This window comes from Rhodoplanes sp. P11 (assembly GCF_964266735.1).
GTDB lineage: Bacteria > Pseudomonadota > Alphaproteobacteria > Rhizobiales > Xanthobacteraceae > Rhodoplanes > Rhodoplanes serenus.
In genome coordinates, this window is record NZ_CAXWGY010000001.1 from 66,770 (window position 1) to 92,240 (window position 25,471).

Annotated in this window: 22 protein-coding genes; 10 read left to right on the plus strand and 12 right to left on the minus strand. The window is 71.7% G+C overall.

Features of this window, described 5'->3' with window-relative positions:
* Positions 1–34: 34 nt before the first annotated feature.
* From ACFQUV_RS00320 to ACFQUV_RS00360, 9 genes are all read right to left on the minus strand, one after another.
* Positions 35–706, minus strand: a complete 672-nt coding sequence (locus ACFQUV_RS00320) for a hydrogenase-4 component E (RefSeq protein WP_111385080.1) — start codon at positions 704–706, stop codon at positions 35–37.
* Entirely contained in the window at positions 706–1,662 is a 957-nt protein-coding gene (locus ACFQUV_RS00325; RefSeq protein ID WP_129608487.1) for a respiratory chain complex I subunit 1 family protein, read from the minus strand. Before ACFQUV_RS00325 ends, ACFQUV_RS00320 begins: the two co-directional genes overlap by 1 nt.
* Positions 1,653–3,665 carry a hydrogenase 4 subunit B gene (hyfB, locus tag ACFQUV_RS00330; protein WP_129608488.1) on the minus strand — a complete coding sequence of 671 codons (2,013 nt, stop codon included), beginning with the start codon at positions 3,663–3,665 and terminating at the stop codon, positions 1,653–1,655. The genes ACFQUV_RS00325 and hyfB overlap by 10 nt, the downstream gene beginning before the upstream one ends.
* A 641-nt stretch (positions 3,666–4,306) precedes the next feature.
* Positions 4,307–5,680 carry a L,D-transpeptidase gene (locus ACFQUV_RS00335; protein ID WP_155478463.1) on the minus strand — a complete coding sequence of 458 codons (1,374 nt, stop codon included), beginning with the start codon at positions 5,678–5,680 and terminating at the stop codon, positions 4,307–4,309.
* Between the two features lie 217 nt (positions 5,681–5,897).
* A complete protein-coding gene (rfbA, locus tag ACFQUV_RS00340) occupies positions 5,898–6,782 on the minus strand; it encodes a glucose-1-phosphate thymidylyltransferase RfbA (RefSeq protein ID WP_129608490.1) in 885 nt (294 codons plus the stop codon).
* Complete coding sequence (rfbD, locus tag ACFQUV_RS00345) at positions 6,779–7,663, minus strand: dTDP-4-dehydrorhamnose reductase (protein ID WP_129608491.1); 885 nt, start codon at positions 7,661–7,663, stop codon at positions 6,779–6,781. The genes rfbA and rfbD overlap by 4 nt, the downstream gene beginning before the upstream one ends.
* A 25-nt stretch (positions 7,664–7,688) precedes the next feature.
* The gene (rfbB, locus tag ACFQUV_RS00350; protein ID WP_129608492.1) at positions 7,689–8,762 is read right to left on the minus strand and encodes a dTDP-glucose 4,6-dehydratase; all 1,074 of its coding nucleotides are present in this window, start codon (positions 8,760–8,762) and stop codon (positions 7,689–7,691) included.
* A gap of 21 nt (positions 8,763–8,783) precedes the next feature.
* Positions 8,784–9,428, minus strand: coding sequence for a dTDP-4-dehydrorhamnose 3,5-epimerase (rfbC, locus tag ACFQUV_RS00355; RefSeq protein ID WP_207211423.1), 645 nt, complete (start codon positions 9,426–9,428; stop codon positions 8,784–8,786).
* A gap of 175 nt (positions 9,429–9,603) precedes the next feature.
* Positions 9,604–10,257, minus strand: coding sequence for a 50S ribosomal protein L11 methyltransferase (locus ACFQUV_RS00360; RefSeq protein WP_207211424.1), 654 nt, complete (start codon positions 10,255–10,257; stop codon positions 9,604–9,606).
* A 329-nt stretch (positions 10,258–10,586) separates the two neighbouring features.
* On the opposite strand from ACFQUV_RS00360, the gene ACFQUV_RS00365 reads away from it, so the two are divergent.
* From ACFQUV_RS00365 to ACFQUV_RS00410, 10 genes are all read left to right on the plus strand, one after another.
* Entirely contained in the window at positions 10,587–11,456 is an 870-nt protein-coding gene (locus ACFQUV_RS00365; protein ID WP_371851696.1) for a DUF2189 domain-containing protein, read from the plus strand.
* A 90-nt stretch (positions 11,457–11,546) separates the two neighbouring features.
* Positions 11,547–12,779, plus strand: a complete 1,233-nt coding sequence (locus ACFQUV_RS00370) for a M20 family metallo-hydrolase (protein ID WP_129608494.1) — start codon at positions 11,547–11,549, stop codon at positions 12,777–12,779.
* 200 nt (positions 12,780–12,979) lie between these two features.
* Entirely contained in the window at positions 12,980–13,447 is a 468-nt protein-coding gene (locus tag ACFQUV_RS00375; protein ID WP_129608495.1) for a (2Fe-2S)-binding protein, read from the plus strand.
* Between the two features lies 1 nt (position 13,448).
* Positions 13,449–15,746 (plus strand): molybdopterin cofactor-binding domain-containing protein, encoded by a 2,298-nt coding sequence (locus tag ACFQUV_RS00380; RefSeq protein WP_129608496.1) that lies wholly within the window; start codon positions 13,449–13,451, stop codon positions 15,744–15,746.
* 331 nt (positions 15,747–16,077) lie between these two features.
* Positions 16,078–17,412, plus strand: coding sequence for a phenylacetate--CoA ligase family protein (locus ACFQUV_RS00385; protein WP_129608497.1), 1,335 nt, complete (start codon positions 16,078–16,080; stop codon positions 17,410–17,412).
* A 232-nt stretch (positions 17,413–17,644) separates the two neighbouring features.
* Positions 17,645–19,495 carry an indolepyruvate ferredoxin oxidoreductase subunit alpha gene (gene iorA, locus ACFQUV_RS00390; protein ID WP_307719447.1) on the plus strand — a complete coding sequence of 617 codons (1,851 nt, stop codon included), beginning with the start codon at positions 17,645–17,647 and terminating at the stop codon, positions 19,493–19,495.
* 12 nt (positions 19,496–19,507) lie between these two features.
* Positions 19,508–20,425, plus strand: coding sequence for a 2-oxoacid:acceptor oxidoreductase family protein (locus tag ACFQUV_RS00395; protein WP_129608527.1), 918 nt, complete (start codon positions 19,508–19,510; stop codon positions 20,423–20,425).
* Positions 20,422–21,561, plus strand: a complete 1,140-nt coding sequence (locus tag ACFQUV_RS00400; protein WP_129608498.1) for a 2-oxoacid:acceptor oxidoreductase subunit alpha — start codon at positions 20,422–20,424, stop codon at positions 21,559–21,561. Before ACFQUV_RS00395 ends, ACFQUV_RS00400 begins: the two co-directional genes overlap by 4 nt.
* Complete coding sequence (locus tag ACFQUV_RS00405; protein ID WP_129608499.1) at positions 21,554–22,399, plus strand: 2-oxoacid:ferredoxin oxidoreductase subunit beta; 846 nt, start codon at positions 21,554–21,556, stop codon at positions 22,397–22,399. Before ACFQUV_RS00400 ends, ACFQUV_RS00405 begins: the two co-directional genes overlap by 8 nt.
* Positions 22,396–22,962 (plus strand): 2-oxoacid:acceptor oxidoreductase family protein, encoded by a 567-nt coding sequence (locus tag ACFQUV_RS00410; RefSeq protein ID WP_129608500.1) that lies wholly within the window; start codon positions 22,396–22,398, stop codon positions 22,960–22,962. Before ACFQUV_RS00405 ends, ACFQUV_RS00410 begins: the two co-directional genes overlap by 4 nt.
* Positions 22,963–22,998: 36 nt before the next feature.
* On the opposite strand, the gene ACFQUV_RS00415 is transcribed toward ACFQUV_RS00410, so the two are convergent.
* The 3 genes from ACFQUV_RS00415 to ACFQUV_RS00425 form a co-directional block, all read right to left on the minus strand.
* Positions 22,999–23,379, minus strand: coding sequence for a hypothetical protein (locus ACFQUV_RS00415; protein WP_111384361.1), 381 nt, complete (start codon positions 23,377–23,379; stop codon positions 22,999–23,001).
* Positions 23,380–23,382: 3 nt separating this feature from the next.
* Entirely contained in the window at positions 23,383–24,123 is a 741-nt protein-coding gene (locus tag ACFQUV_RS00420; RefSeq protein WP_129608501.1) for a hypothetical protein, read from the minus strand.
* 123 nt (positions 24,124–24,246) lie between these two features.
* Positions 24,247–25,311, minus strand: a complete 1,065-nt coding sequence (locus ACFQUV_RS00425; RefSeq protein WP_129608502.1) for an ABC transporter substrate-binding protein — start codon at positions 25,309–25,311, stop codon at positions 24,247–24,249.
* Positions 25,312–25,471 lie beyond the last annotated feature (160 nt).

Genomic DNA, 25,471 nt, shown 5'->3' on the forward strand with positions numbered 1-25,471 from the left:
GACGGGCCGATGGCGATGGCGGCGATGCTCCCCATCACAGATGCTCCCGCCGCTCGCCGCGGAAGCGTTCGAGCACGTTGACGTCGACGGTGTCGAAGCGCTCGCGAATGCGGAACACGAACACCCCGAAGACGATGAAGGCGATCAGCACCGAGAAGGCGACCGACACCTCGACCACCAGCGGCATGCCCTTGGCGCCGGTGGCGGCGAGCACCAGGCCGTTCTCCAGCGACATGAAGCCGACCACCTGGGTGACGGCGTTGCGCCGCGTGATCATCATCAGCAGGCCGAGCAGCACCACGGCGAGCGCGAAGGCGAAGTCCTCGCGCGCCACCGGGTCGGCGGTGTCGACCACCGGCTCGACCAGCAGGATCGACAGCGCCACCAGGCCGAGGCCGGCCAGCATGGTCGGTCCGCCGCCGATCGCCCGCTCGACCTCGCGATGAACATCGAGCTTGCGGACGATGCGATGTAGCGCGGTCGGGATGATCAGGCCCTTGGCCACCAGCGCGATCACCGCGGTGGCGACGAGATGCGGCGCCCCCTGCACCACCGACTGCCAGGCGACCGACAGCGACAGCACCACTGCCTGGAGCGCGAACACGTTGATCACCGCGGTGATGCGGTCCTGGTAGAGCAGCGCCAGGCTGAGCACCAGCACGCCGCCGGCGAACAGATGCGCGATATCGAACCACAACGTCGACATCAGAACCCCCGCGAGACGAAGCGCAGGAACACCGCGAGCGCCGCCGCCGCGAAGGCGCTGCCGATGAAGGCCGGATAGCGGAACACCCGCATCTTGGCGACGGTGGTCTCGGCGATCGGCAGCAGCACCGCGAAGACGACCAGCTTGGCCACGAAGGTGGCGAGCCCGATGGCGAGCGCCGGCAACGTCTTGTCGCCGGTCGCCATGCCGAACGGCACGAAAAGGCAGCCGACCAGCGAGAAGTAGAGCACCAGCTTGAGGTGCGAGGCGGCCTCGATCATGGCGAGATGGCGGCCCGAGTATTCGAGGATCATCGCCTCGTGCACCATGGTCAGCTCGAGATGCGTCGACGGATTGTCGATCGGAATGCGGGCGTTCTCGGCGATGCCGACGATGACGAGAGCGAGCAGCGCCAGGCCGAGCGACACCCGCAGCCCGACATCCCCGGTGGCGAACAAGGCCGCGATGGCGGAGAGCTGGGTGGTGCCGGCGATCAGCGCGACCGCGAAGGCGATCAGCAGCATCGCGGGCTCCGCCAGCGACGCGATCATCATCTCGCGCGAGGCGCCGAGGCCCCCGAAGGCGGTGCCGACATCCATGGCGGCCAGCGCCAGGGCGAAGCGCGCGGTGCCGAGCAGCGCCACCACGGCGATCAGGTCGGCCGACCACGAGAACAACAGCCCGGTCGCGTAGGTCGGCACCAGACCGGCCGCCACCCAGGTCGCTGCGAACACCATGTAGGGAGCGCGGCGATAGACCCACGAGGCGTTGTCGGCGACCACCGCCTCCTTGTGCATCTGCTTCCACAGGTCGTGATAGGGTTGCAGCAGCGGCGGCCCGCGCCGGCGCAGGAGCCGTGCCCGCACCTTGCGGGTGATGCCGACGATGAGCGGCGCGATCGCCACCAACAGGGTGATCTGCACGAGCTGGAGCGCGAGATCGAGCATCATCGCCATGCCGCCACCACCAGCATGAGGACCACCAGGGCCGCGAACACCAGCGCGAGATAGCGGCGAATGGTCAGGAACTGGAGCCGGTTGAGTCGGCGGGCGGCCCGCTCGACGCCGCGCGCGAGCGGCCCGTAGAAGAACCGCCAGGCGGGATCGCGCACCCGCAGGCGGAAGCGCGCCGGCCGCATCTCGCCGGGGCGCGGCATGTCGACGGTCTCGTGCACCCCGAAGGTGACGGTGGCGAACACGCGGCGGATCGGCATCGCGAAGCTCGCTCCCGAATACTGGGTGAGCGGGCTGTCGAGCGGATAGCCGCAGTCCCAGGCGGGCGCCCGGCGGGTGCGCCGGCTCGCCACACGATGCACCGCGATGGCCGTGAAGGAGCCGGAGGCGACGAGGAAGAAGAAGACGACGAGGCCGTTGTAGGAGCTGCGGCTCTCGGCGATCGGCACGATCGACAGCCATGGCAGGCTGGCCTGCGCCGGCAGCGCGCTGCCGGTGAGATCACGGGTGACCGGCGCGAGCGCATCGATGACGAAGCCGGGCAGCGTGCCGGCGGCGAGGCAGATCCAGGCGAGCGTCAGCATGGCGGTGAGCCCGAAGGCGTCGATCTCGTGCGCCGTCGCGGCGGCGGGCGAGCGCGGCCGGCCCAGGAACACCACCCCGAACGCCTTGACGAAGCAGGCGCCGGCGAGCGCCGCCGCCAGCGCCAGCAGGGCGCCGACCGCCGGCACCGCGAACTTGAGCCCCCATTGCGGCAGCTGCGGGCTGAGCAGGATGGCTTGGAAGGTCAGCCACTCGGAGACGAAGCCGTTGAGCGGCGGCAGCGCCGCGATCGACATGCAGCCGAGCAGGAACACCACGGCGGTCTGCGGCATACGGTGGACGAGGCCGCCGAGCTTCTCCATGTCGCGCTCGCCGCTCCCCGCCAGCACCGCGCCGGCCCCGAAGAACAACAGGCTCTTGAAGGCCGCGTGATTGAGGACGTGGAACAGCGCCGCGGTCATCGCCAGCGCGGCCGCCGGCCCCTGCCCGTTGGCCCGGAAGGCGAGCGCCAGGCCGAGGCCGATGAACACGATGCCGACATTCTCGACCGTCGAATAGGCGAGCAGCCGCTTCAGGTCGCGCTGCATCACCGCGTAGAGCACGCCGAGCACCGCGGTGCCGCCGCCCGACATCACGACGACCAAGCCCACCCACGGGCTGAAATCGCCGATCACGTCGAACACGAGGCGGATGAAGGCATAGATGCCGACCTTGGTCATCACGCCGCTGAGCAGCGCCGAGACGTGGCTCGGTGCGGCCGGATGAGCGAGCGGCAGCCACACATGCAGAGGCATCAGACCGGCCTTGGAGCCGGTGCCGACGATCACCAGCATGGTGGCCAGCGCCGTCGCGGTCTCGCCCGCGCCGGCGGTGCGCAGATGCGCGAAGGTGAAGTCGCCGCTGGTCCCGGCGAGCAGGCCGAAGGCGAGCAGCAGGCAGAGGGTGCCGAAGCCCGCCATCAACAGATAGACGTAGCCGGCCCGCAGGCTGGCGGAGCTGCGATGATCGGACACCACCAGCGCCCACGAGGCCAGCGACATGAACTCCCAGGAGAGCAGGAACGTGAAGGCATCGGCGGCGAGCACCACCAGGTTCATGCCGGCCAGGAAGGTGCCGTAGAACGGCAGCACCCGCCGCGGCTCGGCCGCGTGGCGGCCGTAGCCGATGGCGTAGAGGCTCGCGGCGGCGGCGCCGAGATCGACCACCAGCATGAAGAAGGCGGCGAGCGGATCGAGGCGGACATGGGCGCCGATGCCGGGCAGCCCCACCGGCAGCACCGACGCCGTGGCCGGAGCCCCGCCGAACAGCACCCCGAGAGCGACCAGCACGCCGAGCAGCGCGATCGCGAGGCAAGCCCCGTAGACGAGCGGCGTGGCGAACGGACGGTTCCCCAGGACGGCGCCGACGACGCCCGCTCCGAGAAAGCCCGCGATGCACCACAGCGCGACTGCGACCTCAGGCATGCCGCCCACCTCGCCTTGCCGATCCGGGAGCCACGGTCGCCAGGGCGGCGGCCATCACGGCACGGCGAGGGCCGCCGTGCGGGCCGGGCAGGAGCATCGCAGGAACGGCCTGCGCGCAGCGCGAGCACGTCGCACCGCGGAATCCGAACTCGGTCCGGCCAGATCGGAAAGCGGTTCCTTATCGCACAGAACCGCGGACGGCCAGGGTTTTTTCCCGGAACAGGGCGTGAGGACGAGATCGAGCAACCGTGTGTTTGTCATTCTCGCCGCCGGCGCGCGCGGCGGGGCGGCCACCCGCCGCCAACTGGCGGCAGCAGCGCCGTCCAGCCCGAATCCACCCGGACGGCGAAGCTCAGAAACGCAACATGGCCAGGCTCGGCCCGGCTGACCCGCTCTCTCCGTCATGGCCGGGCCGGCCGCAGGCCGTGACCCGGCCATCCATCCCCTGGCGGGAGTCTCGTTTCTGATGATGGATACGCGGGTCGAGCCCGCGTATGACGCGCCTGGGCAGATGCGGGCGGGTCGAGCCCGCGTAGGACGAGCGGGCGAGCGGCGCCGCACGCCGCCCACCCGAAACGCGACATGGCCGGGCTCGGCCCGGCCATGTCTCACGTCACGATATCAATGCGGTCGACCGATGGTCAGCGGGTCAGCACGATGAAGTCGGTGCCGCGTCCGGTCTGCGGGCCGAGGCCCTTGTCGGAGACGATCAGCGAGGAGCCCGGCGCCATCATCTCGGCGAGGCGCTCCACCACCTCGGCGGGCAGCTCGATGCGTTCGAGCGCCTCGCGGGCGGAGGCGGTCGATCCGGCGGCCGTCGTCGCGGGCACAGCCTTGGCGGCGGCGCCGCGGACCTTGCGGCCCTCGACCGGCTCGGCGCGCGGCTCGGCCGGCAGCGACATCACCGACCAGCGCAGGCTGCGGCCGTTCTCGTCGAGCGCCATGGCGGTGAACACATGGGTGCCGAGCGCCGCGTCCGGCTGGGAGATCGTCACCGGGGTCTCGTAGATCGGCTCGAAGTTCTTGCGAACGAAGAGCTTGCCTTCCTTCTTGCTGACGAAGATCGAGATCGGGCCGGACTTCTGCGGCAGCGGCGGCCCGTACTCCACCAGCGGCGCCGGCGGCCCGGCCGGGGCCGTGGCAGATGGCGCCGCGGCCGGCGCGTCCGCCGGAGCGGGGATTGCGGCCGGCGCGGCCTCGCCCGCACCGGACGTCGAAGTGGCCAGCGGCATCGCCGGCTTCGGGGCATCCGACAGGGTCTGCTCGGCCGCCGCCGTCTTGATCGGCGCGGCCGGCAGCGTCACCACCGGGGTCGCGGCATCCGGCTTGCGGTCGAAGCGGGCGAGCTGCGGGTGGCTGATCTCGACCGGCGTCACCGTGCTGCGCGCCACGATCACCCGGGTGCCGAGCTTGGTCATGCCCCACAGATGCGACGCGAACGAGTTCGGCATGCGGATGCAGCCGTGCGAGGCCGGATAGCCGGGGAGCGCGCCGGTGTGCATGGCGGTGCCCGACCAGGTCAGCCGCTGCATGTAGGGCATCGGCGCGTTGGCGTAGAGATTCGAGAAGTGGTGGCGGTTCTTCTGGATGATGCTGAACACGCCGGTCAGGGTCGGGTGGCTCTTGGTGCCGCTGGAGATCGGCGCCTCGGCGACCTGGCCGCCGGCATCGAACACGCGCACCCGCTGGTCGCCGAGCGACACCGAGACGAGCAGCGGCCCGCGCGGCGCCCGCGCCGCGGCCTCACCCTTCGGCTTGCCGGCCTGCGGCTGGTCGGCGGCCGGGCGGCGCGCCTTCTTGGCGGCGGGGCGCGGCGTCGCCGGCAGGTAGACGCTGCCCGGCGCATAGGCGCTCGGATGTCCGTAATAATAGTAGTACGAGGCATCGGCCGTGCCGACCGAGAGAACCGTCAGCGCCGCCCCGAGGGCGAGCCCGGCGAGACCGCCATGGCCGAACGTCGCGCTTCCGCGCAGCCGGCCGCACGCACGCAGCACGTCACACGTCGTATCGGTCACGAGCTCCCCCCGTGTTGAACGGCGCGCCGATGTCCGCTTCGCGCCGTGTATAAGAACGCGAATGCCCCGCCAAGGTTCCAGCGCTGTTTGTGCTTATTGTCGCCTTCAATTCTTAAAGGACATGGCCATCCGGCCACACCCCGCCGGGGCGCAACACCGTACGAAACGTCGTTTCGGGCGCGAGGGTTAGCCTCGTCTTCGGCGGATCGGTCGAATTCTAACGAGTCGCGGAGACCCCCTCCTCGACCAGCCGACGCAGATAGGCGCCGTAGGAGGTCTTGTCGAAGCGGCCGGCGATTCGCAGCACGCTGTCGCCGTCGATGAAGCCCTGGAGATAGGCGATCTCCTCCAGGCAGCCGACCAGGAGGCCCTGGCGGGCCTGGATCGAGCGGACGAACTCGGAGGCTTCCAGCAGCGCGTCGTGGGTGCCGGTGTCGAGCCAGGCATAGCCGCGGCCGAGCTTCACCACCTCGAGGGCGCCGAGCTCCAGGTAGCGGCGGTTGACGTCGGTGATCTCCAGCTCGCCGCGCGGCGACGGCTTCAGGTCGGCGGCGATGTCGAGCACCCGGTTGTCGTAGAAGTAGAGGCCCGTCACCGCCCAGTTGGACCGGAACGTCTGGGGCTTCTCGATCAGCTCCACCGGCCGCCCGGCCGCGTCGAAGACGACGACGCCGTACTGGCTAGGATCGCGCACGTAATAGCCGAACACGGTGGCGCCCGCCGGCGAGGCCGTGGCCTGCGCCAGCGCGGCCGATAGGCCGTGGCCGTAGAAGATGTTGTCGCCGAGGATGAGGCACACCTTGTCGCCGCCGACGAAGTCGCGGCCGAGCACGAAGGCGTGGGCGAGACCGACCGGCTTGTCCTGCACCACGTAGTCGAGCCGGATGCCCCAGGTGGAGCCGTCGCCGAGCAGCCGCTGGTAGAAGCCGAGATGCTCGGGCGTCGAGATCAGCAGGATGTCCCGGATGCCGGCCAGCATCAGCACCGACAACGGGTAGTAGATCATCGGCTTGTCGTAGACCGGCAGGAGCTGCTTGTTGACCGCTAGCGTCGCCGGATAGAGCCGGGTGCCGCTGCCGCCGGCCAGGATGATGCCCTTCATGAGTCGGTCCTGCGCAGAAGCCGCTCGACCGTGGTGGCGAGCGTGGCCCGCCAGTCGGGCTGCACCACGGCGAAGCGGGCGAGGGTGTCGGTGCAGTCGAGCCGCGAATCGGCGGGACGCTGCGCCGGGGTGGGGTACTCGGCCGTGGTGATCGCCGCGACGGCCGGGACACGGGCGAGCCGCGACCCGGCGGTCTCGAAGATCGCCCGGGCGAAGCCGCACCAGGTGGTCTCGCCGGCGTCGGTGTAGTGGAAGGTGCCGCCCGGCTGGTTCGGATCGGCGACGAGGCGCACCGCCACGGCGAGGCAGGCGGCCGCGAGGCTGGCGGCCGCGGTCGGCGTGCCGCGCTGGTCGTCGACCACCCGCAGGGTGTCGCGCTCGCCGGCGAGCCGCAGCATGGTCTTGAGGAAATTGGCGCCGAACGGGCTGTACAGCCAGGCGGTGCGCAGGATCACGGCGCGGCCGCCGGCGGCGCGGACCGCCTGCTCGCCCGCCTCCTTGCTGGCGCCGTAGACGCCGAGCGGCGCCACCGGATCGTCGGGCCGGTAGGGCGCGCCCTTGCGGCCGTCGAACACGTAGTCGGTGGAGACATGGAGCACCGGGACGCCCTCGCGGGCCGCCGCGGCGGCGAGGCGGCGCGGCGCCTCGGCGTTGATGGCGAAGGCGCGGTCGCGCTCCTCTTCGGCCCGATCGACCGCCGTGTAGGCGGCGGCGTTGATCACCACGTCGAAGGGCTGCGAGTCGATCAGCGCCTCGATGGCATCGGGCGCCGCGAGATCGAGCTCGTCGCGGCCGGGCGCCGCGACGCGCACCCGGGGCGGTGTTTGCAGCAGGATCTCCCGGCCGAGCTGACCGCTGCCGCCGAGAAGGAGAATGTTCATGACCGTGATCCTCGCCTCGACATGCTCAACGGCCGACGCCGGCAAGCCCGCGCCGCGCGGCGGCGTCGTGCGTCCTCACCAGCGGCTCCCACCAGGCGCGGTTGTCGAGATACCATTGCACCGTCCGGGCGATTCCGGATTCGAACGACTCCTGCGGGCGCCAGCCGAGTTCGCGCTCCAGCTTGGAGAAGTCGATGGCGTAGCGATAGTCGTGGCCGGGGCGATCGCGCACGAAGGCGATCAGGTCGGCGTGCCGGCCGGACGGCCGCGGCGCCAGATCGTCCAGCACGGCGCACAGCGTCCGCACCACGTCGATGTTGCGCCGCTCGGCGGCGCCGCCGACATTGTAGGTCTCGCCCACCCGGCCGCGAGCGAGGATGAGGGCGAGCGCCCGGGCGTGGTCCTCGACATAGAGCCAGTCGCGGACGTTCCGGCCCTCGCCGTAGACCGGCAGCGGCTCGCCGGCGAGCCCCTTGATGATCATCAGCGGGATCAGCTTCTCGGGAAACTGCCGCGGGCCGTAGTTGTTGGAGCAGTTGCTGATGATCACCGGCAGCCCGTAGGTGTGGCCGAAGGCGCTGACCAGATGGTCGGAGGCCGCCTTCGAGGCCGAGTAGGGCGAGCGCGGATCGTAGGGCGTCGTCTCGGTGAATTGCCCGTCCTCGCCGAGCGCGCCGTACACCTCGTCGGTGGAGACGTGATGGAAGCGGAACGCCGCGGCGCGCTCCGTCGGCAGGGCGCGCCAGTGGGCGAGCGCCGCCTGCAACAGCGTGCAGGTGCCGACCACATTGGTCTCGATGAACGCCATCGGCCCGTCGATCGAGCGGTCGACATGGCTCTCGGCGGCGAGGTGCATCACCGCGTCGGGATCGAAGGCGGTGAACAGCGTCGCCATGCGGGGCGCGTCGCAGATGTCGGCCTGGACGAAGCGATAGCCCGGCCGACCGTCGAGGCCGCCGAGCGAGGCGAGATTGCCCGCATAGGTGAGCTTGTCGATCACCAGGACGTCGGCCCCGACCTCGTCGACGAGGTGGTGGACCACGGCCGACCCGATGAAGCCGGCCCCGCCGGTGACCAGGATGCGTCGCGGCGTCCCCATGGCTCCCCCTCCCCCCTTGTGTCAGACCGAGTCGAGGGCCGTCAGCGGCACCCCATCGTAATCGAACGGGCTCACCCAGTCGCGCAGCGCCGGCAGCAGCGCGTCCTTGTCCGACACGCAGGCGCCCTCCTCCGGCAGCGGCCACGGGATGCCGATCTCGGCATCGTCGAAGCGGATGCCCCCCTCGCTCGCCCGGTCGTAGAAGCCCGACACCTTGTAGGCGACCAGGACGTCGTCATCCAGGGTGCAGAAGCCGTGGGCGAAGCCGACCGGCACGAAGAGCTGGCGGCCGTTCTCGGCCGACAGCTCGGCGCCGACGAACCGGCCGTAGGTCGGCGAGCCGCGCCGCACGTCGACCGCGACGTCGTAGATGCGGCCGCGCACCGCCCGCACGAGCTTCGCCTGGGCGTGCGGCGGCGCCTGGAGATGCAGGCCCCGCACGGTGCCGCGGCGGGCCGACCAGGACTCGTTGTCCTGGACGAAGTCCACCGCGAGACCGAGAGCGGCCAGTCGGCGGGCGTTGAAGGTCTCGCAGAACCAGCCGCGCGAATCCGCGAACCGTTGCGGCACGATCAGCCGCGGCAGCGCGCTCCCCGCATGGGGAGCGGCACCGGGCGGTCGGGGCGGCGCCGAGCCGGCGGCCGGATGCGGGGATTGGTCAGTCATGGGCATCGTGGTGATCGGGCGAAGCGGTCCGGGGTGCGGCACGGACCCTATCGGGTCGGCGGCGCGCTGGGAAGCGTGACGCCGCCGGCCGCAATGGGCACCCGCCAGGATCGATTTCTGTTTTATTGTCTTGGACTTGACCGTGTCGACGGCGCGGCCGGGGACGGCGCGCAGCTCACCGCCGCAACTCGTAGACGACAAAGACCTCGAACCCGATCGAGCGCTCCGCCACCAAGCGCGCCGAGAATCCCGCCTCGGCGATGAGGCGGCCCAGCCGATGCAGGTCCGAGTCGGAGGAGAAGAGCACGTACATGCAGCCGTCCGGGTTGAGCCGCTCGCCCGCCTGCTCGAACAGGCCGGCGATGTCGCGATAGTCCGGTCCCGCCACCCAGGCCCGATCGGCGATGTCACGCGGCTCGCCCGGGAACGACGGCGGGCTGGCGATCACCACGTCGAACAGCGGCCGGGCCGCCACCGCCGACAGGAGATCGGAGGCGGCGGTCACCACCCGGTCGGCGAGCCCGTTGCGGGCGGCGTTCTCGGCCACGGCCTGTGCCGCCTGCGGATTGATGTCGAGAGCGACCACCCGATCAGCGCCGGCGCGCGCCGCCGCGAGCGCCAGGATGCCGGAGCCGGTGCAGACATCGGCGACCGCCCGGCCGCGCAGGTCCAGCGTGCCAATGAAGCCGGCGAAGAACTCGCTGGTGAGAAAACGCCGCGGATCGAACACGGTAGGCAGCACGGCGAGGCGAAACCCGGCCGCCTCGACGACACGCCGCGACCGCCTGAGGAACAGGTGATACGAGAAGAAGTGAATGGCCGACCGCACGAAGCGCCGGCCTGGCCCGGCCGGCGGCCGCGGCTCACCGAGACGGTGACGGTCGGATGCCGGCTTCGGCGACGGTGGTGGCGTCGACACGCGATCGTGCAAGAGCGTCCCTCCCCGGCGAGCCGCCCGACGGCGGCATGGCACCCACCTGCCCGACAACGTGGCGCCGGCCGCACGGTTCTCCCGCTAGGGCGCGCTCCGCTCCCGCGATCTCGCTGCACCGCAACGAGAACCACGCGCCGGCAGTTCGCGCGAGCGTGATCGACCGCGGCACCGTCGCGCTTGCCAGCCGCCGGTATTGCCGCGACGCTGGTGTCCAGGAAACGCCCGTGCCCAAGGGGGACGCCATGAGCCGCCAGCACCACGCCACCGCCGACACGCCACTGTCCACCGCCGTGCCGACCGCCGCCAACGATTCGGTGGCGCCGGTCCGCCGCGCCGACCCGCAGATCCGCACCGTCGCCGTGCGGGACATCGCCGAAGCCGTTGCCGCCGGTCTCCGCGATTTTCAGGCGGCGCCCTTCTACGGTCTCGCCTTCGGCGCCCTCTATGCGCTGGGCGGGCTCGCGGTCGTCGTCTTCACGGTCGCGGCCGGGGTCGGCTATCTGGCCTACCCGATGGCGGCCGGCTTCGCACTGCTCGGCCCGTTCGTCGCGGTCGGGCTCTACGAGGTCAGTCGCCGACGCGAGGCGGGCGCACCGCTGTCGTGGCGAGCGGTGCTCGGCACCATCGTGGCCCAGCGCCACCGCGAGCTCGGCTGGATGGCGTTCGTCACGCTGTTCGTGTTCGTCGTCTGGATGTACCAGGTCCGCCTGCTGATCGCGCTGTTTCTCGGGCTGCGCAGCTTCTCGTCGCTGCAAGAGTTCCTGCTCGTGGTGACGACGACGCCCGAGGGCTGGCTGTTCCTGGTGATCGGCCATCTGGTCGGGGCGGCGCTGTCGCTCGTCCTGTTCTCGCTGACGGTGGTGTCGTTCCCGCTGCTGCTCGACCGCGACGTCGACTTCGTCACCGCCATGATCACCAGCGTGCGCGCCGTGGTGACGAGCCCGCTGCCGATGATCGGCTGGGCGGCGACCATCGTGCTGCTGCTGATCGTCGCCTCGCTGCCGGGGTTCCTCGGCCTGGTGATCGTGCTACCAGTGCTGGGTCACGCGACCTGGCACCTCTATCGGCGGATCGTCGTTCCGACGACCACCTGACCGGCCCGCCGGGTCGCTCCGTCCCACCTCTCGTCGCGCCGTCGCGGCCCTCGCGGCGGCGGCGCGATGTTTCGTCCGGAGCCCCCGCCCATGATCGCCATCGACGGCGACCGCCTGCTGGCCGACCTCGACGCGCTCGCCCGCTTCGGCGCCTGCGAAACAGGTGTCGATCGCGTCGCCTTCTCGGCCGCCGACGTGGCGGCCCGCCGCTGGCTCGCCGAGCGGATGCGCGAGGCCGGCCTGGACGCGACCATCGATCGGGTCGGCAACGTGATCGGCCGCGATCCCACGGCACGGCATGCGGTCCTGCTCGGCTCCCACACCGACACGGTGCCGCGCGGTGGCCGCCTGGACGGCGCCCTCGGCGTGATCTGCGCCATCGAGATCGCCCGCAGCCTGCGCGCCGCCGGCGCCGCGGGTGGGGCGATCGGGGTCGACGTCGTCTCGTTCCAGGACGAGGAAGGCACCTATCTGCCGTTCCTCGGCAGCCGCGCCTTCTGCGGCACCCTCGACGCGGCCGAGATCGCCGCCGCCCGCGCCGAGGACGGCACCGCGCTCGCCGACGTCATGGCGGCCTTCGCGGACGGCCCGGAGCCGCAGCGGCTCGACCCCACCCGCCACCTCGCCTATCTCGAAGCCCATATCGAGCAGGGGCCGCGGCTGGAGACCGCCGGCCGCCGCATCGGCGTCGTCACCGGCATCACCGGCATCCGGCGCTTCCGCGTGGTCGCCACCGGCACCGCCAATCACGGCGGCACCACCCCGATGGCGCTGCGGCGCGACGCCGGCGCCGCGCTGGTGCGCCTTGCCGGCTGGGTCCATGACCGCTTCCCGGCCCTCGGCGGCCCGGAGACCGTGTGGACCATCGGCGCGATGGCGTTCCGTCCCGGCGCCGCCAATGTGGTGCCGGGCGAGGCCGAGATGTCGGTGGAGATGCGCGATCTCGACGTCGCCGTGCTCGACCGCATGGAGGCGGCGCTGGCGGCCGAGGTGGCGGCGGCCGGACGCGGCGGCGTCGCCGTGTCGATCGAGCGCACCACCGTGGTGACGCCGACCGCGATGGCCGGCGATGTGGTGGCGGTGCTGGCCGAGGCGGCGGCCGCCCATGGCGAGACGCCGGTGCGGCTGCCGAGCGGCGCCGGCCACGACGCCATGGTGCTCGGCCGCATCGTGCCGGCCGGCATGCTGTTCGTCCCCAGCATCGGCGGCATCAGCCACAACGTCGCCGAGAACACCGCGAGCGCCGACATCGTGCTCGGCTGCGCCGTGCTGGCCGAGGCGGTGGCCCGGCTGTGCCAAAGGCTCGCCGTCGCCTCCCGTTGAATCCGCACTCGGGCTGAGTCCCTCCGCGTCCGATCCGTCGAAACACGCTGTCGTCGGCGCCGCCGCGGTGCCATCATGGCGACGCAACATCCACGCGGCCCCCGACGCACCCTGCCGGGCGCGCGCGACGATTGTCGCCCCGTGGATTTTTTTGCGGCGCCCGCTGCGCCGCCCCGGAGTTTCGAGAGACACACGCGACGATGGTTCTTCGTCTCAACGTCAACGGCACCGTCCGCGAGACCGCGGCGGCGGCCGACACGCCGCTTCTCTACGTGCTGCGCAACGACTTCGCTCTCACCGGCACCAAGTTCGGCTGTGGCGCCGGCGAGTGCGGCGCCTGCACGGTGCTGGTCGACGGACGCCCCCTGCGGGCGTGCCGCACCCCGGTGGGCGAGCTGACGAACGCCCGCATCCTCACCATCGAAGGACTCGGCACCGCCGCGCACCCGCATCCCTTGCAGGCGGCGGCGCTCACCGAGCAGGCGGCCCAGTGCGGCTGGTGCACCGGCGGCATGCTGGTCGCCGCCAAGGCGCTGTTCGACCGCAATCCCAAGGCGACCGAGAGCGAGGTGCGCGCCGCCCTCGCCGACCATCTGTGCCGCTGCGGCAGTCACAACCGGATCGTCCGTGCCGTGCTGCGCGCCGGCCGCGCGCCGCGGAGGACCTGACATGCGCGCGCCGATCTCCCGCCGCGCCGTCCTCGCCGGAGCCGGCGGCCTCGTCGTCGGCTTCATGCTCACGCCGGCGATCGCGGCCGAGCCCGAGCCCGCCGCGGCCCCGGTCGTGGCCGACGATATCGCCGCCGATCAGACCGACTCGCCGCCGCACGACGCTTGGCTGCGGATCGGCGCCGACGGCCGCGCCACGCTGTTCACCGGCAAGGTCGAGCTGGGCCACGGCCTGCTCACCGCCCTCGCCCAGATCGCCGCCGAGGAGCTGGACCTGCCGGTCGACCATGTCACGGTGATCTCGGGCGACACCGAGCGGGTGCCGAACGAGGGCGCCACCACCGGCAGCCGTTCCATCGAGACGACCGGGGCGGCGCTGCGCAGCGCCGGCGCCACCCTGCGCGCCATCCTGATCGATCGCGCGGCCGAGCGGCTCGACGTTCCGGCCGATCGCCTGACGGTGCGCGACGGCGTCGTCACCGCGCCGGACGGCCGCAGCCTCGATTACGCGGCGCTCGCCAGCGACGGCGACCTCCGCAGCACCGCGCCCCGCCGGGCCGATGCCCCGGCGGTCCGTCCCAAGCCCCCCGCGGAGCGGCGCATCGTCGGCACCGCGGTGCCGCGCCGCGATCTGCCCGCCAAGGTGACGGGCGCCGCCCGCTTCGTGCAGGACATCGCGCCCAACGGCCTGCTGTACGGCCGCGTGGTGCGGCCGCCGCGCTACGGCGCGGTGCTCGACACCGTCGACACCGACGCCGTGAAGGATCTGCCCGGAATCGTCGTGCTGGTGCGCGACGGCAGCTTTCTCGGCGTGCTCGCCGAGCGCGAGGAGCAGGCCGTGCGGGCCCGCACGGCACTGCGGCGCGCCACCGTGTGGTCCGGCGGCACCACCCTGCCGGCGCCCGACCGGCTGTGGGAGCACCTGCGCACAGCCCCGGCCGAGACCCATGTGATCGACCAGCGGGGCGGCGACGTCGCCGCGGCGCCAGCCGGCGCGGTGGCGCTGACGGCGAGCTACCGCAAGCCCTATGTGGCGCACGCCGCCATCGCGCCGCCGGCCGCGGTCGCGGTGTTCGACGACGGCTTTCTCACCGTGTGGACGGCGTCGCAGGACGTGTTCGCGCTGCGCGAGGCGCTGGGCGCGGCGCTGCACATGCCGGCCTCCGACATCCGCTGCATCCATGCCGAGACCGGCGGCAGCTTCGGCCAAGACGGCGCCGACGACGCGGCGCTCGACGCCGCACTCCTCGCGCGGGCCGTGCCGGGCCGCCCGGTGCGGCTGCAATGGGAGCGCGACGAGACCTTCGCGTGGTCGCCGTTCGGGCCTGCCATGATGGTCGATCTCGCCGGACACGTCGGCCGCGACGGCCGCATCGCCACCTGGTCGCACACGGTGTGGAGCAACACCCACGCGATGCGGCCGGGCGACGCGGAGGAGCCGAACCTTCTGGCGGCCTGGCAGCTCGACGGCACCGCCGAGGCGGCCCCGCCGCGCACCGCACCGGCGACGGCCGGGGGCGGTGCCGAGCGCAACGCCGTGCCGCCCTATGATCTGCCGCGCCGGCGCATCGTCGAGCACCGGGTTCTAGACATGCCGCTGCGGGTCTCGGCGCTGCGCTCGCTCGGTGCCTTCGCCAACGTGTTCGCCAGCGAATCCTTCATGGATGAGCTGGCGCGGGCGGCCGGCGCCGACCCGCTGGCCTTCCGGCTCGCTCATCTGTCGGATGTGCATGCCCGAGCCGTGCTGGAGGCAGCGGCGCGGCGCGCCGGATGGCCGGGGCGCCGCGGCGGCAACCGTCCGGGGCTGGGGATCGGCTTCGCCCGCTATCGCGACGACGGCGCCCATGTGGCGGCGGTCGCCGAGGTCGCGGTCGACCGCCGCAGCGGTGCCGTGCGGGTGGCGCGCGTCGTCATCGCGGTCGATGCCGGCACCATCGTCAATCCGGATGGCGCCGCGGCACAGATCGAGGGTGGCGTCATCCAGGCGACGAGCTGGACGTTGCGCGAGGCGGTGCGCTTCGACGCGACCGGCATCACTAGCCGCAGCTTCGCCGACTACCCGATCCTCACCATGCCCGACGTGCCCTCTGTCAACGTCGTGCTGACCGACCGTCCAGAGGCGCCGTCGCGCGGTGTCGGCGAAGCCGCACTCGGCCCCACGGCGGCCGCCATCGCCAACGCGGTCGCGGCGGTGACCGGCGCCCGTATCCGCGAGCTGCCGCTGACGCCGGCCCGTGTCCTCGCGGCGCTGGCGGCATCGCCGTCCCAGACCACGCCGGAGAAACGGCGGCGCGGCTGACGCGCCGCGCCTGACATCGACGCATTATAACACGACGTTATTTCTCATCAGACTCGCCGATCCGATCTGATCAGCACGCAACGCTGCCGGCCCTTGTCCGGACTGTTGCGCAATTGCGCTGCGCCGCTCTATCCCCTATGGCAATAAGATTATCACGCGAGAGCCTCGCAGCCACCGCGGATTTCCTGATTGTTTCTGTGAGTCCAATGAGTTCCGCAGTGCAGACCGGGTCGACGGCGGCCGGCTCCCCGATTTTCGCTCACCTCCGCGCGCGACGACGTCCGGGCGACGCCCGGCCACGCCTGCGCGCACAAGACCGAAGGGGACCACCATGAATCGGCAGGCCGCCCGCCGCGCCACGGCGCCGCTCTACGATCCACAAGCCGAGACGATGCCGCGGCGCGATCTCGCCGACCTCCAGCTCGCCCGCCTGAGGAAGACGCTGCGGCACGCCTACGACAACGTCCCCCACATGCGCCGGCGCTTCACCGAGACCGGCGTGACGCCCGACCACCTGAAGACTCTCGCCGACATCCGCCACTTCCCGTTCACCGGCAAGGCGGACCTCCGCGACAACTACCCGTTCGACCTGTTCGCGGTGCCGCGCGACGAGATCGTCCGTGTGCATGCCTCGTCAGGCACCACCGGCAAGCCGATCGTGGTCGGTTACACGGCGGCCGATATCCGGGTCTGGGCCGACCTGATGGCGCGCTCGCTGGTCGGCGCCGGGGTGACGCGCCGCGACATCGTCCATATCGCCTACGGATACGGCCTGTTCACCGGCGGGCTCGGCGCCCATTACGGGGCCGAAACGCTGGGCTGCATGGTGGTCCCGGTCTCCGGCGGCATGACGGAGCGGCAGGTGACCCTGATGCGCGACTTCAGCGCCAACGTCCTGTGCTGCACGCCCTCCTATGCGCTCAACATCGCCGAGGTGGCGGAGGCGAGCGGAATTCCGCGCGGCGCCCTCGCCCTGCGGGTCGGCGTGTTCGGCGCCGAGCCGTGGAGCGAGGCGATGCGCCACGAGCTCCAGACACGGCTCGGCCTCCAGGCCATCGACATCTACGGGCTGTCCGAGATTCTCGGTCCGGGCGTCGCCTGCGAGTGCACCGAGCAGGCCGGCCTGCATGGCTGGGAGGATCATTTCCTGTTCGAGGTGGTCGATCCCAAGACACTCGAGCCGCTGCCGCTCGGCGAGACCGGCGAGCTCGTGATCACGACGCTCTCGAAGGTCGCACTGCCGATGGTGCGCTACCGCACCCGCGACATCACCCGCCTGACCGACGCGCCGTGCGCCTGCGGCCGTTCTCATGTGCGGATCATGCGGGTCACCGGCCGCGACGACGACATGATGATCATCCGCGGCATCAACGTGTATCCGTCGCAGGTCGAGTCGGTGCTGGTCGGCCTGCCCGGCATCGCGCCGCATTATCAGATCGTGCTGACACGCGAGCAGGCGCTCGATCAGATGGCGGTCGAGGTCGAGATCGCGCCGGACGCACCACGCGACGACGCGGCCCGCGCCCGCATCGCCCGCGACGTCCAGCACCGCATCAAGTCGACCATCGGGATCAGCTGCCGCGTCGCCGCCATGCTGCCCGGCGAGGTGCCGCGCTCCCAGGGCAAGGCGGTGCGGGTGAAGGACGAGCGCCACAAGACGAGCTGAGCCGCGTCGGTTTGACCTTTCTCAACACCGGCGCGGACGAGACGCACCAGAGTGCGCGCCGGATACCCGACCGCCCCCTGCGGTCGATGCGCCGATCTGAATTGGGCAACCGACCGCTTGGGCGGACGCCCGTGCGGACCGCTTCGGCGCCGGCACTGCGACAGCCCGGAATGACGGGCGTGCCGCGAAGCGCGACGAAGCCGGCCCAAAGGGGCCAGGAGGGGAGACGAACGTGACTGCCGAAACGCTGGAGGCCGTCTCCCGGACCGGCCGGACCACCATTGCCGAGGCGCTGCCGCTGACCGGCAACGAGGCCATCACGCGCGGCGCCTGGGAGGCCGGCGTGCGGGTCGCCGCCGCCTATCCAGGCACGCCGTCGACCGAGATTCTGGAGAGCTTCGCCGACTACGATCCGGCCGAGGTGACGGCGCAGTGGTCGGTCAACGAGAAGGTGGCGCTCGACACCGCCATCGGGGCGTCCTTCGCGGGCGTCCGCGCGCTCGCCGCGATGAAGCATGTCGGACTCAACGTCGCGTCCGACTCGCTGATGAGCATGTCCTATATCGGCGCCCATGGCGGCCTGGTGATCGTCGTGTGCGACGACCCCGGCATCCACTCGTCGCAGAACGAGCAGGACACCCGCCTGTTCGCCAAGCTGGCCGGCGTGCCGATCCTGGAGCCGGCCGACGCCCAGGAGGCGCTGGAATACACCAAGGTCGCCTTCGCGCTGAGCGAGGAGTTCGAGACGCCGGTGATCCTGCGCGGCACCACGCGGCTGTCGCACACCCGCAGCGTCGTCCGGGTCGGCGCCCGCACGGTGCCCCCATCGCGCGGCTTCGTCGGCGACCACACCCGCACCGTGACGATCCCGGCCAATGCGCGCCGGCTGCACCCCAAGGTGATCGCCCGCGAGGCGGCGCTGGCCCGCTGGTTCTCCGAGACGCCGCTGACGCTGCGCGACGACGGCGACGGCGACGGCAGCACGCCGGAGGGCGCGGCCGGCGGGCGCTGCGGCATCGTGACGACCGGCATCGGCTATCTCTACGTCAAGGAGGCGGCGCCGCACCTGCCGGTGCTCAAGCTCGCCGGCAGCTATCCGCTGGCCGCCGAGGCGATCCGCGCCTTCGCGGCGACCGTCGACCGGCTGATCGTGGTCGAGGAGCTGGAGCCGGCGCTGGAGGAGGCGATCCGCGGCCTCGGCCTGCCGTGCGAGGGCAAGAGCCTGTTCCCGCGGCTCGGTGAGCTGTCGGTCGAGCTCTTGCGCGAGGGGCTCGCCAAGGCCGGCCTGATGGCGCCGCCGGCGCCGGTGCCGCCGGCCGCCATCGCCCCGATGGCGCGGCCGCCGGTGCTGTGCTCGGGCTGCCCGCACACCGCGAGCTTCCTGGCGCTGCGCAGCATCGGGGCGCATGTGGCCGGCGATATCGGCTGCTACACCCTGGCGGCCATCGATCCGCTGCGCTCCATGGACACCTGCGTGTGCATGGGAGCGAGCATCGGCAACGCCATCGGCATGGCCAAGGCGGGCGCCGAGAAGCCCGTCGTCGCCACCATCGGCGACTCGACCTTCCTGCACTCCGGCATTCCGCCGCTGATCGACGCCGTCTACAACAAGGCCGACATCACCGTCGTGATCCTCGACAACCACATCACCGCGATGACCGGCGGCCAGGACCATCCCGGCACCGGGCGGACGCTACGCGGCGAACCGGCCCCCCGGGTCGATTACGCGGCGCTGTGCCGTGCCGTCGGCATCGACTGGGTGCGGGTGGTCGACCCCTACGACGTCGGCCGGCTGATGCAGACATTGCGCGAGGCGACCGCCTATCGCGGAGTCTCAGTGGTGATCGCCGAGCGCCCCTGCGTGCTCGATCCGGTGAAGATCAAGGGCGCCCCGCTGATGGTGCGGCCGGAGGGCTGCATCGCCTGCCAGGCGTGCATGAATCTCGGCTGCCCGTCGATCACCTGGTCGGGCGAGCTGTTCGAGGGCCGCCACAAGGTGGCGATCGACGCCACCACCTGCATCGGCTGCACCCTGTGCGCGCAGGTTTGCACCACCGACTGCATCCAGCCCGTCACGGCGTGAGGCACCAACGTGATGCGTCCGCTCCCCAACGACGATTTCGCCCCGGCCCCGCGTTGCGTCGAGACCGGCCTCAACATCCTGGTGGTCGGCGTCGGCGGCCAGGGCGTTCTGATGATCTCCAAGGCGCTCGCCCTGCTGGCGCAGCGGCGCGGCTTCGAGGTCAAGCAGAGCGAGGTTCACGGCATGGCCAAGCGGGGCGGCATCGTGTTCAGCCACGTCCGCTTCGCCCCCAAGGTGTGGTCGCCGACCATCGCCAAGGGCGAGGCCGACGTGCTGATCGCGCTCGAATGGGCCGAGGGGTTGCGCTGGCTCGATCACCTGCGCCCGGGCCGCGGCGTGTTCATCGCCGATACCCGGCGCATCGTGCCGCCCTTCGCGTGCCGCAGCCGCAAGCCGGGCGCCCCCTCCGCCTATGCGCGCGAGACCCCGGCCGAGATCGTCGGCCGCCATGCCGACGGCTGCGCCCTCGACGCCACCGAGATCGCCACCGCGCTCGGTGACGCCCGCACCGCCAACACCGTGCTGCTCGGCCGCCTCTCCGCCTGGCTCGACTACCCGGTCGGCGACTGGCACGCGGTGGTCGAGGCCATCGCCCCCAAGGGCACCGCCGAGATCAACCGCCGCGCCTTCGACGCCGGCCGCGCCTGGACGCCACCACGAACCGACATCGGTGATCCCGGGACGGCCGATGCGACGGTGGCTTCACCGCCGCCGGCCGCTCTGCCGGATCTCCACATCAGCGTCGCCATCGATCCGGCCTGGTGCAAGGGTTGCGCCATCTGCGTGAAGCTGTGCCCGGAGCGCTGCCTCGCCATGGACGGGCCGATCGCCGTGGTGGCGACGCCCTCGGCCTGCACCGGCTGCCGGGTGTGCGAATGGCTGTGCCCGGACTTCGCCGTCACGGTCCGCAACGAAGGAGTGCCGGCATGACCGCACGGCTCACCGCTCTGCACGGCAACCACGCCTGCGCGCTCGCCGCGGTGGCGGCCGGCTGCCGCTTCTTCGCCGGCTATCCGATCACCCCGTCGTCCGAGATCGCCGAGCACATGTCGCACGCGCTGCCGCGCGCCGGCGGCGTGTTCGTGCAGATGGAGGACGAGATCGCCTCGATCGCGGCGGTGATCGGCGCTTCTCTCGGCGGCATGCGCGCCATGACGGCGACCTCCGGCCCCGGCTTCTCGCTGATGCAGGAGAACATCGGCTACGCCGCGATGACCGAGGTGCCCTGCGTCGTCATCGACGTGATGCGCGGCGGCCCGTCGACCGGCATGCCGACGCGGCCGGCCCAGGGCGACGTGATGCAGGCCCGCTTCGGCAGCCACGGCGACCGTCCGGTGGTGGCGCTGGCGCCCGCCTCGGTGCAGGAGATCTACACCGAGACCATCCGCGCCTTCGACCTCGCCGAGCGGCTGCGGACCCCGGTCACCGTGCTGTACGACCAGGTGATCGCCCAGCTCCTGGAGAGTGTCGCCATTCCGCCGCCCGAGGCCGTCAAGGTCGCGACCCGCAAATGGGCCAACGGCGCGGGGGGCTTCCAGCCCTACGCGGCCGACGACGACGGCGTGCCGGCGATGGCGCGGCCGGGCGACGGCCACCGCGTCCACACCACCGGGCTGACCCACGCGGAGAGCGGCTTCCCGACCCAGTCGCCGACGGTGGCCGACCGCATGATGCGCCGCCTGCTCGGCAAGATCGACCTGCATCTCGCCGGCATCGAGAAGACCGAGACGCTCGCCACCGAGGACGCCGAGGTGCTGGTCGTCGCCTACGGCATCACGGCGCGCGCCGCGCGCCGCGCTGTCACCGAGCTGCGCCGCGACGGCGTCAAAGCCGGGCTGTTCCGCCCCGTCACCGTGTGGCCGTTCCCGGAGCGGGCGCTGCTGCGCGCCGCCGAGACCGCCCGCGCCGTGCTGGTGCCGGAGATGAACGCCGGCCAGCTCGTGCTCGAGGTGCAGCGCGTGATCGGGCACGCGCCGCCGGTCCGCCCGCTCGGCCGCATCGACGGCGAGCCGATGACGCCCGGCGAGATCGCCGCCGCCGTGAGGGAGCTCGCCCGCCATGCTTGAGGCCACCCGAACGCTGCCGTTCGACATCAAGGACTATCTGCGGCTCGACACCATGCCGCACTTCATGTGCCCGGGCTGCGGCCACGGGATCGCGCTGCGGGCGCTGCTCGCCGCCGTCCACGACTGCGGCATCGACAAGGACCGGCTCGCCGTCGTCTGCGGCATCGGCTGCTCCGGCCGGGTCGGCGGCTACATCGACGCCAACACGTTCCACACCACCCACGGCCGGCCGCTCGCCTTCGCGACCGGGCTGAAGCTGGCGCGGCCAGACCTCACCGTCGTGGTGGTGACCGGCGACGGCGATTGCCTCGCCATCGGCGGCAACCACCTGATCCACGCCGCCCGGCGCAATCTCGACATCACCTGCCTGATGCTCAACAACGAGGTCTACGGCATGACCGGCGGCCAGGCGTCGCCGACCACGGCGGCGACCCGCCTGACCTCGACGACGCCGTCCGGCGCCATCGAGCCGGTGTTCGACGCCTGCGCGCTCGCCGCCGCCGCGGGGGCCGGCTTCGTCGGCCGCGAGGTGACCCGCCAGGCGCCGGCGCTGAAGACACTGATCGCCCGGGCGCTGCGCCACCCCGGCTTCGCCTTCGTCGAGGTGATGTCGGACTGCACCGAGATCTACGGACGCAAGAACGATCTCGGCGAGGCCCCCGAGATGATCCTGAGCCAGAAGGCCGACATGCGGCCGGAAGCGCGGCGCGACGCGCCCGACCAGCCGTTCCGCCCGAACGCGCTGCCGACCGGCGTGTTCGTCGAGCGCGACCTGCCCGAGTACGGCGAGCGCTGGCGGGCCCATGCGGCAGCCCTGCGCGGAGAGACAGAGCGATGACCCGGAGCACCCCACAAGGCCGGCCGGCCGCCGACCGGCTGGAGATCCGCCTCGCCGGCAGCGGCGGCCAGGGCCTCATCCTCGGTGCCCGCATCCTGTTCGAGGCGCTCGCGGTCGAAGGGCGGCGCGCCTCGCAGTCGCAGAGCTACGAGCCCACCTCGCGCGGCGGCTTCTGCCACTCGGACGTGGTGGTCACCGAGGACCTGTCGGACTTCCCGCTGGTGACCGGGCTCGACGTGCTGATCGCCCTCGACCAGGTCGGCTACGACCGCTCGGCCGGGCTGATCAAGCCGGATGCGCTCGTCCTCGTCGACGAGGGCATCGCCACCGGCCCGGCGGGCGGACGCCTGCACCGGCTGCCGATCGCGGCGCGCGCGGTGGCGACCGGCAGTCCGCGCATCGCCAACATGGTCGCCCTCGGCGCCTTCGTGGCGCTGTCGGGCCTGTGCGGGCCGGAGGCGCTCGCCGAGGCGATCCGCCGCGAGACGCCGGAGAAGTTCGCCGATCTCAACCTGGCGGCGGCCCGTGCCGGCCTGTCGCTGGCCGAGCCGCTGGCGGCGTGAGGAATTGCAAGGCCGGGAGCCTGGCTCGTCCGGTCCTCACCCCTCGCAGCGCTTGTTGGAGGCCGCGTCGGTGCCGGACGTGGCGCGGCACTGGCAGCGCGGCGGCCGCTCCAAAAGCGACACCGTGACGGTGGTGATGCGGTCCTTCTTCACCACCAGCTCGCACAGCGGGATCGGATCGCCCGAGGTGGCGACACCCAGCTTGTGGGTGCCGACGCTCTGGCGCAGCACGGCGCTGCCCTTCTTGAACGGATCGAGCTTCGCGCTGCCGAGGAACAGCGTCATGCTGGGCGGCGGCGTCACCGGCACGGTGCGAATCTCCACATAGCCGGTGCCGCCACCGTCGAGCTTGCAGGCGGCGATGCCGCCGAGCGCCAGCGCCGCCGCCGCCCCGGCGGCGAGCACGACTTTGCGCATCGCTCACACTCCCGGCGGCTTGAGGCCCCCGATCAGGGACTTCAGCTTGCTGGAGGCGTCACGGATCTCGCGGGTGAGGTTGCGCATCACCGCCAGCGCCTCGGTGGCGCGGCGCACCTGCATCAGCTCGTCGATGAAGTCCTCGCGGGTCTGGAGCGTGCGCAGGAGATCGGCGAACTCCTTGCGGGCGCTCTCCAGGTCCTCGGTGGCGCGCTCGGTCTCGGCGACCAGCCGGCGCCACTGGTCGAGCAGGAACTCGCGCTCCTCCGGCTTGAAGCGGGCGTCCTGCTCGATCGATTTCAGCTTGCCGCGGCCGTGCGCCAGCGCCTTGGCGCCGAGCTGCGACACCGTGCCGTTGTCGGAGACGGCGCCGAGCAGGCCGGCGACGACGGCGCGCAGCTCCTCGATCTCCTTGCGGGCGGTGCCGACATCGCTCATCTCGTCGATGGTGCGGGCCGATTCCTCGATGCGCTTGCCGAGATCGGGATAACCCTTCTTCAGCTCCTCGACCTGCTTGGCGTACTCCTCGACCGGGGTGACGGCGTCGGCGCCACCACGGCCCGTCTGCGCCTGCGGCTGGCCCGCGGCCTGGGCGGCCGCCGGCCCTGCTGCCGACAGCGCGGCGAGCGACAGCCCCGCCGAAAGGACGACAGCAGCGGCGAGCATGGCGACGGGGCGCAGCCGCGACGCCATGGCGGCAAACGACCGGGAAACGACGAGCCCGGAGACGACGAGACGGAGCATGGCGCGGCCTTGCTGGCGGACCCACGGAAGCGGATCAGTCTTCGACGACACTTGGGGCGGATCTGCGGCGCCCGCAAGCCCTATCGTCAGCCGTCCGCCCCCGCCGGCGCCCCGGCCGGTCCGTCAGTTCTTGACCTTGGAGGCGTCCATCTTCACCGCCGGATCGAGGAACCGGGTGGTGAAGGCGGTGGCCGGGTCGAACGGCTTGTCCAGTCCGATATAGGTCTGCACCAGCTCGTAATCGGCCTTCAGCCGGTCACCGTCGATCCAGCCGAGGCCCTTCTCGGTGGTGAAGCTGTCGGTCATCAGCCACTTGATGCGCTCCCACTGGCGCCGCTGGGTGGCTTCGTCGAGGCCCGACACGCCCTCGGTCAGCGCCTTCAGGCAGGGCGTGAAGTCGGCGACGCACTGGGCGAAGGCGCGCTGCGAGATCTTGACGAAGTTTTCGACCACGGCCGGCTTGGCCTGGAGAAAAGCGCCGTTGACGATCACGGCGTTGCCGTACGGATTGAGGCCGACCTGCTTCCACGGCAGATGGACGAGATCCTCGCCCATCTCGATCACCTTGGTGTCGTGCTCGTTGAAGAAGTCGCTGATGACGTCAACGGTGCGGCTCTTCAGCGCGGCGTTCTTGGCCTGCGGCGTGATGTTGACGAAGGTGACGGAGGCCGGATCGAGACCCACCGCCTTGGCGAAGGCCGGCCACATGATGCGGGCCGCGTCACCGGGCGGGTTGCCGATCTTGCGGCCGGCGAAGTCCTTCGGGCCGCCGATGCCGGAGCTCTTGAGCCAGTAGAAGCCCTGCGGCGAGTTGGCGTAGACGATCATCACGGCGGCGAGATCGGCGCCCTTGCCCCTGGCGACCAGCGAGGTGGCGAGATCCGACACCCCGAACGCGGCGCCACCCGAGCCGACCTTCTGGGCCGACAACGCCGAGCCGCGTCCGACCTCGATCGAGAGATCGATGCCGGCCTTGGCATACAGACCCTGCTGCTTGGCATAATAATAGGCGGCGTGATCGGCCGTCGGCACCCAGTTGAGGACAAGCGTCACCTTCTCGGGGGCCTGCGCCTGCGCGACGCCCGGCAGCGCGAGCGCCGCGACCACGCCCGCCGCGAGGACGGTGCCGGCGACCCGCGCCGACCATCGACCGATCCCGGAAATCCGGGCCGCGTTCGTCTCGACCATGATGCAAGCTCCGCTGCGGGCGGCGCGGCACTTCGGCCGACCCCCCTGGTTGACCGCCCGAACGACCGGCCCGCTGCGGCTTGCGCGGCTGAACGCCTGCGCCGCGATGGCCGAATCATACTGTTTCCGGGTGATCAGCTCGCCGTCGTTCCGGTGCGCG

Coding starts and splice junctions, on each gene's coding strand:
- hyfB (WP_129608488.1), bottom strand. CDS start 3,665: ATGCCTGAGGTCGCAGTCGCGCTGTGGTGCATCGCGGGCTTTCTCGGA.
- ACFQUV_RS00320 (WP_111385080.1), bottom strand. CDS start 706: ATGTCGACGTTGTGGTTCGATATCGCGCATCTGTTCGCCGGCGGCGTG.
- rfbD (WP_129608491.1), bottom strand. CDS start 7,663: ATGAACATTCTCCTTCTCGGCGGCAGCGGTCAGCTCGGCCGGGAGATC.
- ACFQUV_RS00380 (WP_129608496.1), top strand. CDS start 13,449: ATGCGCGCGCCGATCTCCCGCCGCGCCGTCCTCGCCGGAGCCGGCGGC.
- ACFQUV_RS00410 (WP_129608500.1), top strand. CDS start 22,396: ATGACCCGGAGCACCCCACAAGGCCGGCCGGCCGCCGACCGGCTGGAG.
- ACFQUV_RS00425 (WP_129608502.1), bottom strand. CDS start 25,311: ATGGTCGAGACGAACGCGGCCCGGATTTCCGGGATCGGTCGATGGTCG.
- ACFQUV_RS00370 (WP_129608494.1), top strand. CDS start 11,547: ATGATCGCCATCGACGGCGACCGCCTGCTGGCCGACCTCGACGCGCTC.
- ACFQUV_RS00325 (WP_129608487.1), bottom strand. CDS start 1,662: ATGGCGATGATGCTCGATCTCGCGCTCCAGCTCGTGCAGATCACCCTG.
- ACFQUV_RS00415 (WP_111384361.1), bottom strand. CDS start 23,379: ATGCGCAAAGTCGTGCTCGCCGCCGGGGCGGCGGCGGCGCTGGCGCTC.
- ACFQUV_RS00420 (WP_129608501.1), bottom strand. CDS start 24,123: ATGCTCCGTCTCGTCGTCTCCGGGCTCGTCGTTTCCCGGTCGTTTGCC.
- ACFQUV_RS00400 (WP_129608498.1), top strand. CDS start 20,422: ATGACCGCACGGCTCACCGCTCTGCACGGCAACCACGCCTGCGCGCTC.
- rfbC (WP_207211423.1), bottom strand. CDS start 9,428: ATGACTGACCAATCCCCGCATCCGGCCGCCGGCTCGGCGCCGCCCCGA.
- ACFQUV_RS00375 (WP_129608495.1), top strand. CDS start 12,980: ATGGTTCTTCGTCTCAACGTCAACGGCACCGTCCGCGAGACCGCGGCG.
- rfbA (WP_129608490.1), bottom strand. CDS start 6,782: ATGAAGGGCATCATCCTGGCCGGCGGCAGCGGCACCCGGCTCTATCCG.
- ACFQUV_RS00405 (WP_129608499.1), top strand. CDS start 21,554: ATGCTTGAGGCCACCCGAACGCTGCCGTTCGACATCAAGGACTATCTG.
- ACFQUV_RS00385 (WP_129608497.1), top strand. CDS start 16,078: ATGAATCGGCAGGCCGCCCGCCGCGCCACGGCGCCGCTCTACGATCCA.
- rfbB (WP_129608492.1), bottom strand. CDS start 8,762: ATGGGGACGCCGCGACGCATCCTGGTCACCGGCGGGGCCGGCTTCATC.
- ACFQUV_RS00395 (WP_129608527.1), top strand. CDS start 19,508: ATGCGTCCGCTCCCCAACGACGATTTCGCCCCGGCCCCGCGTTGCGTC.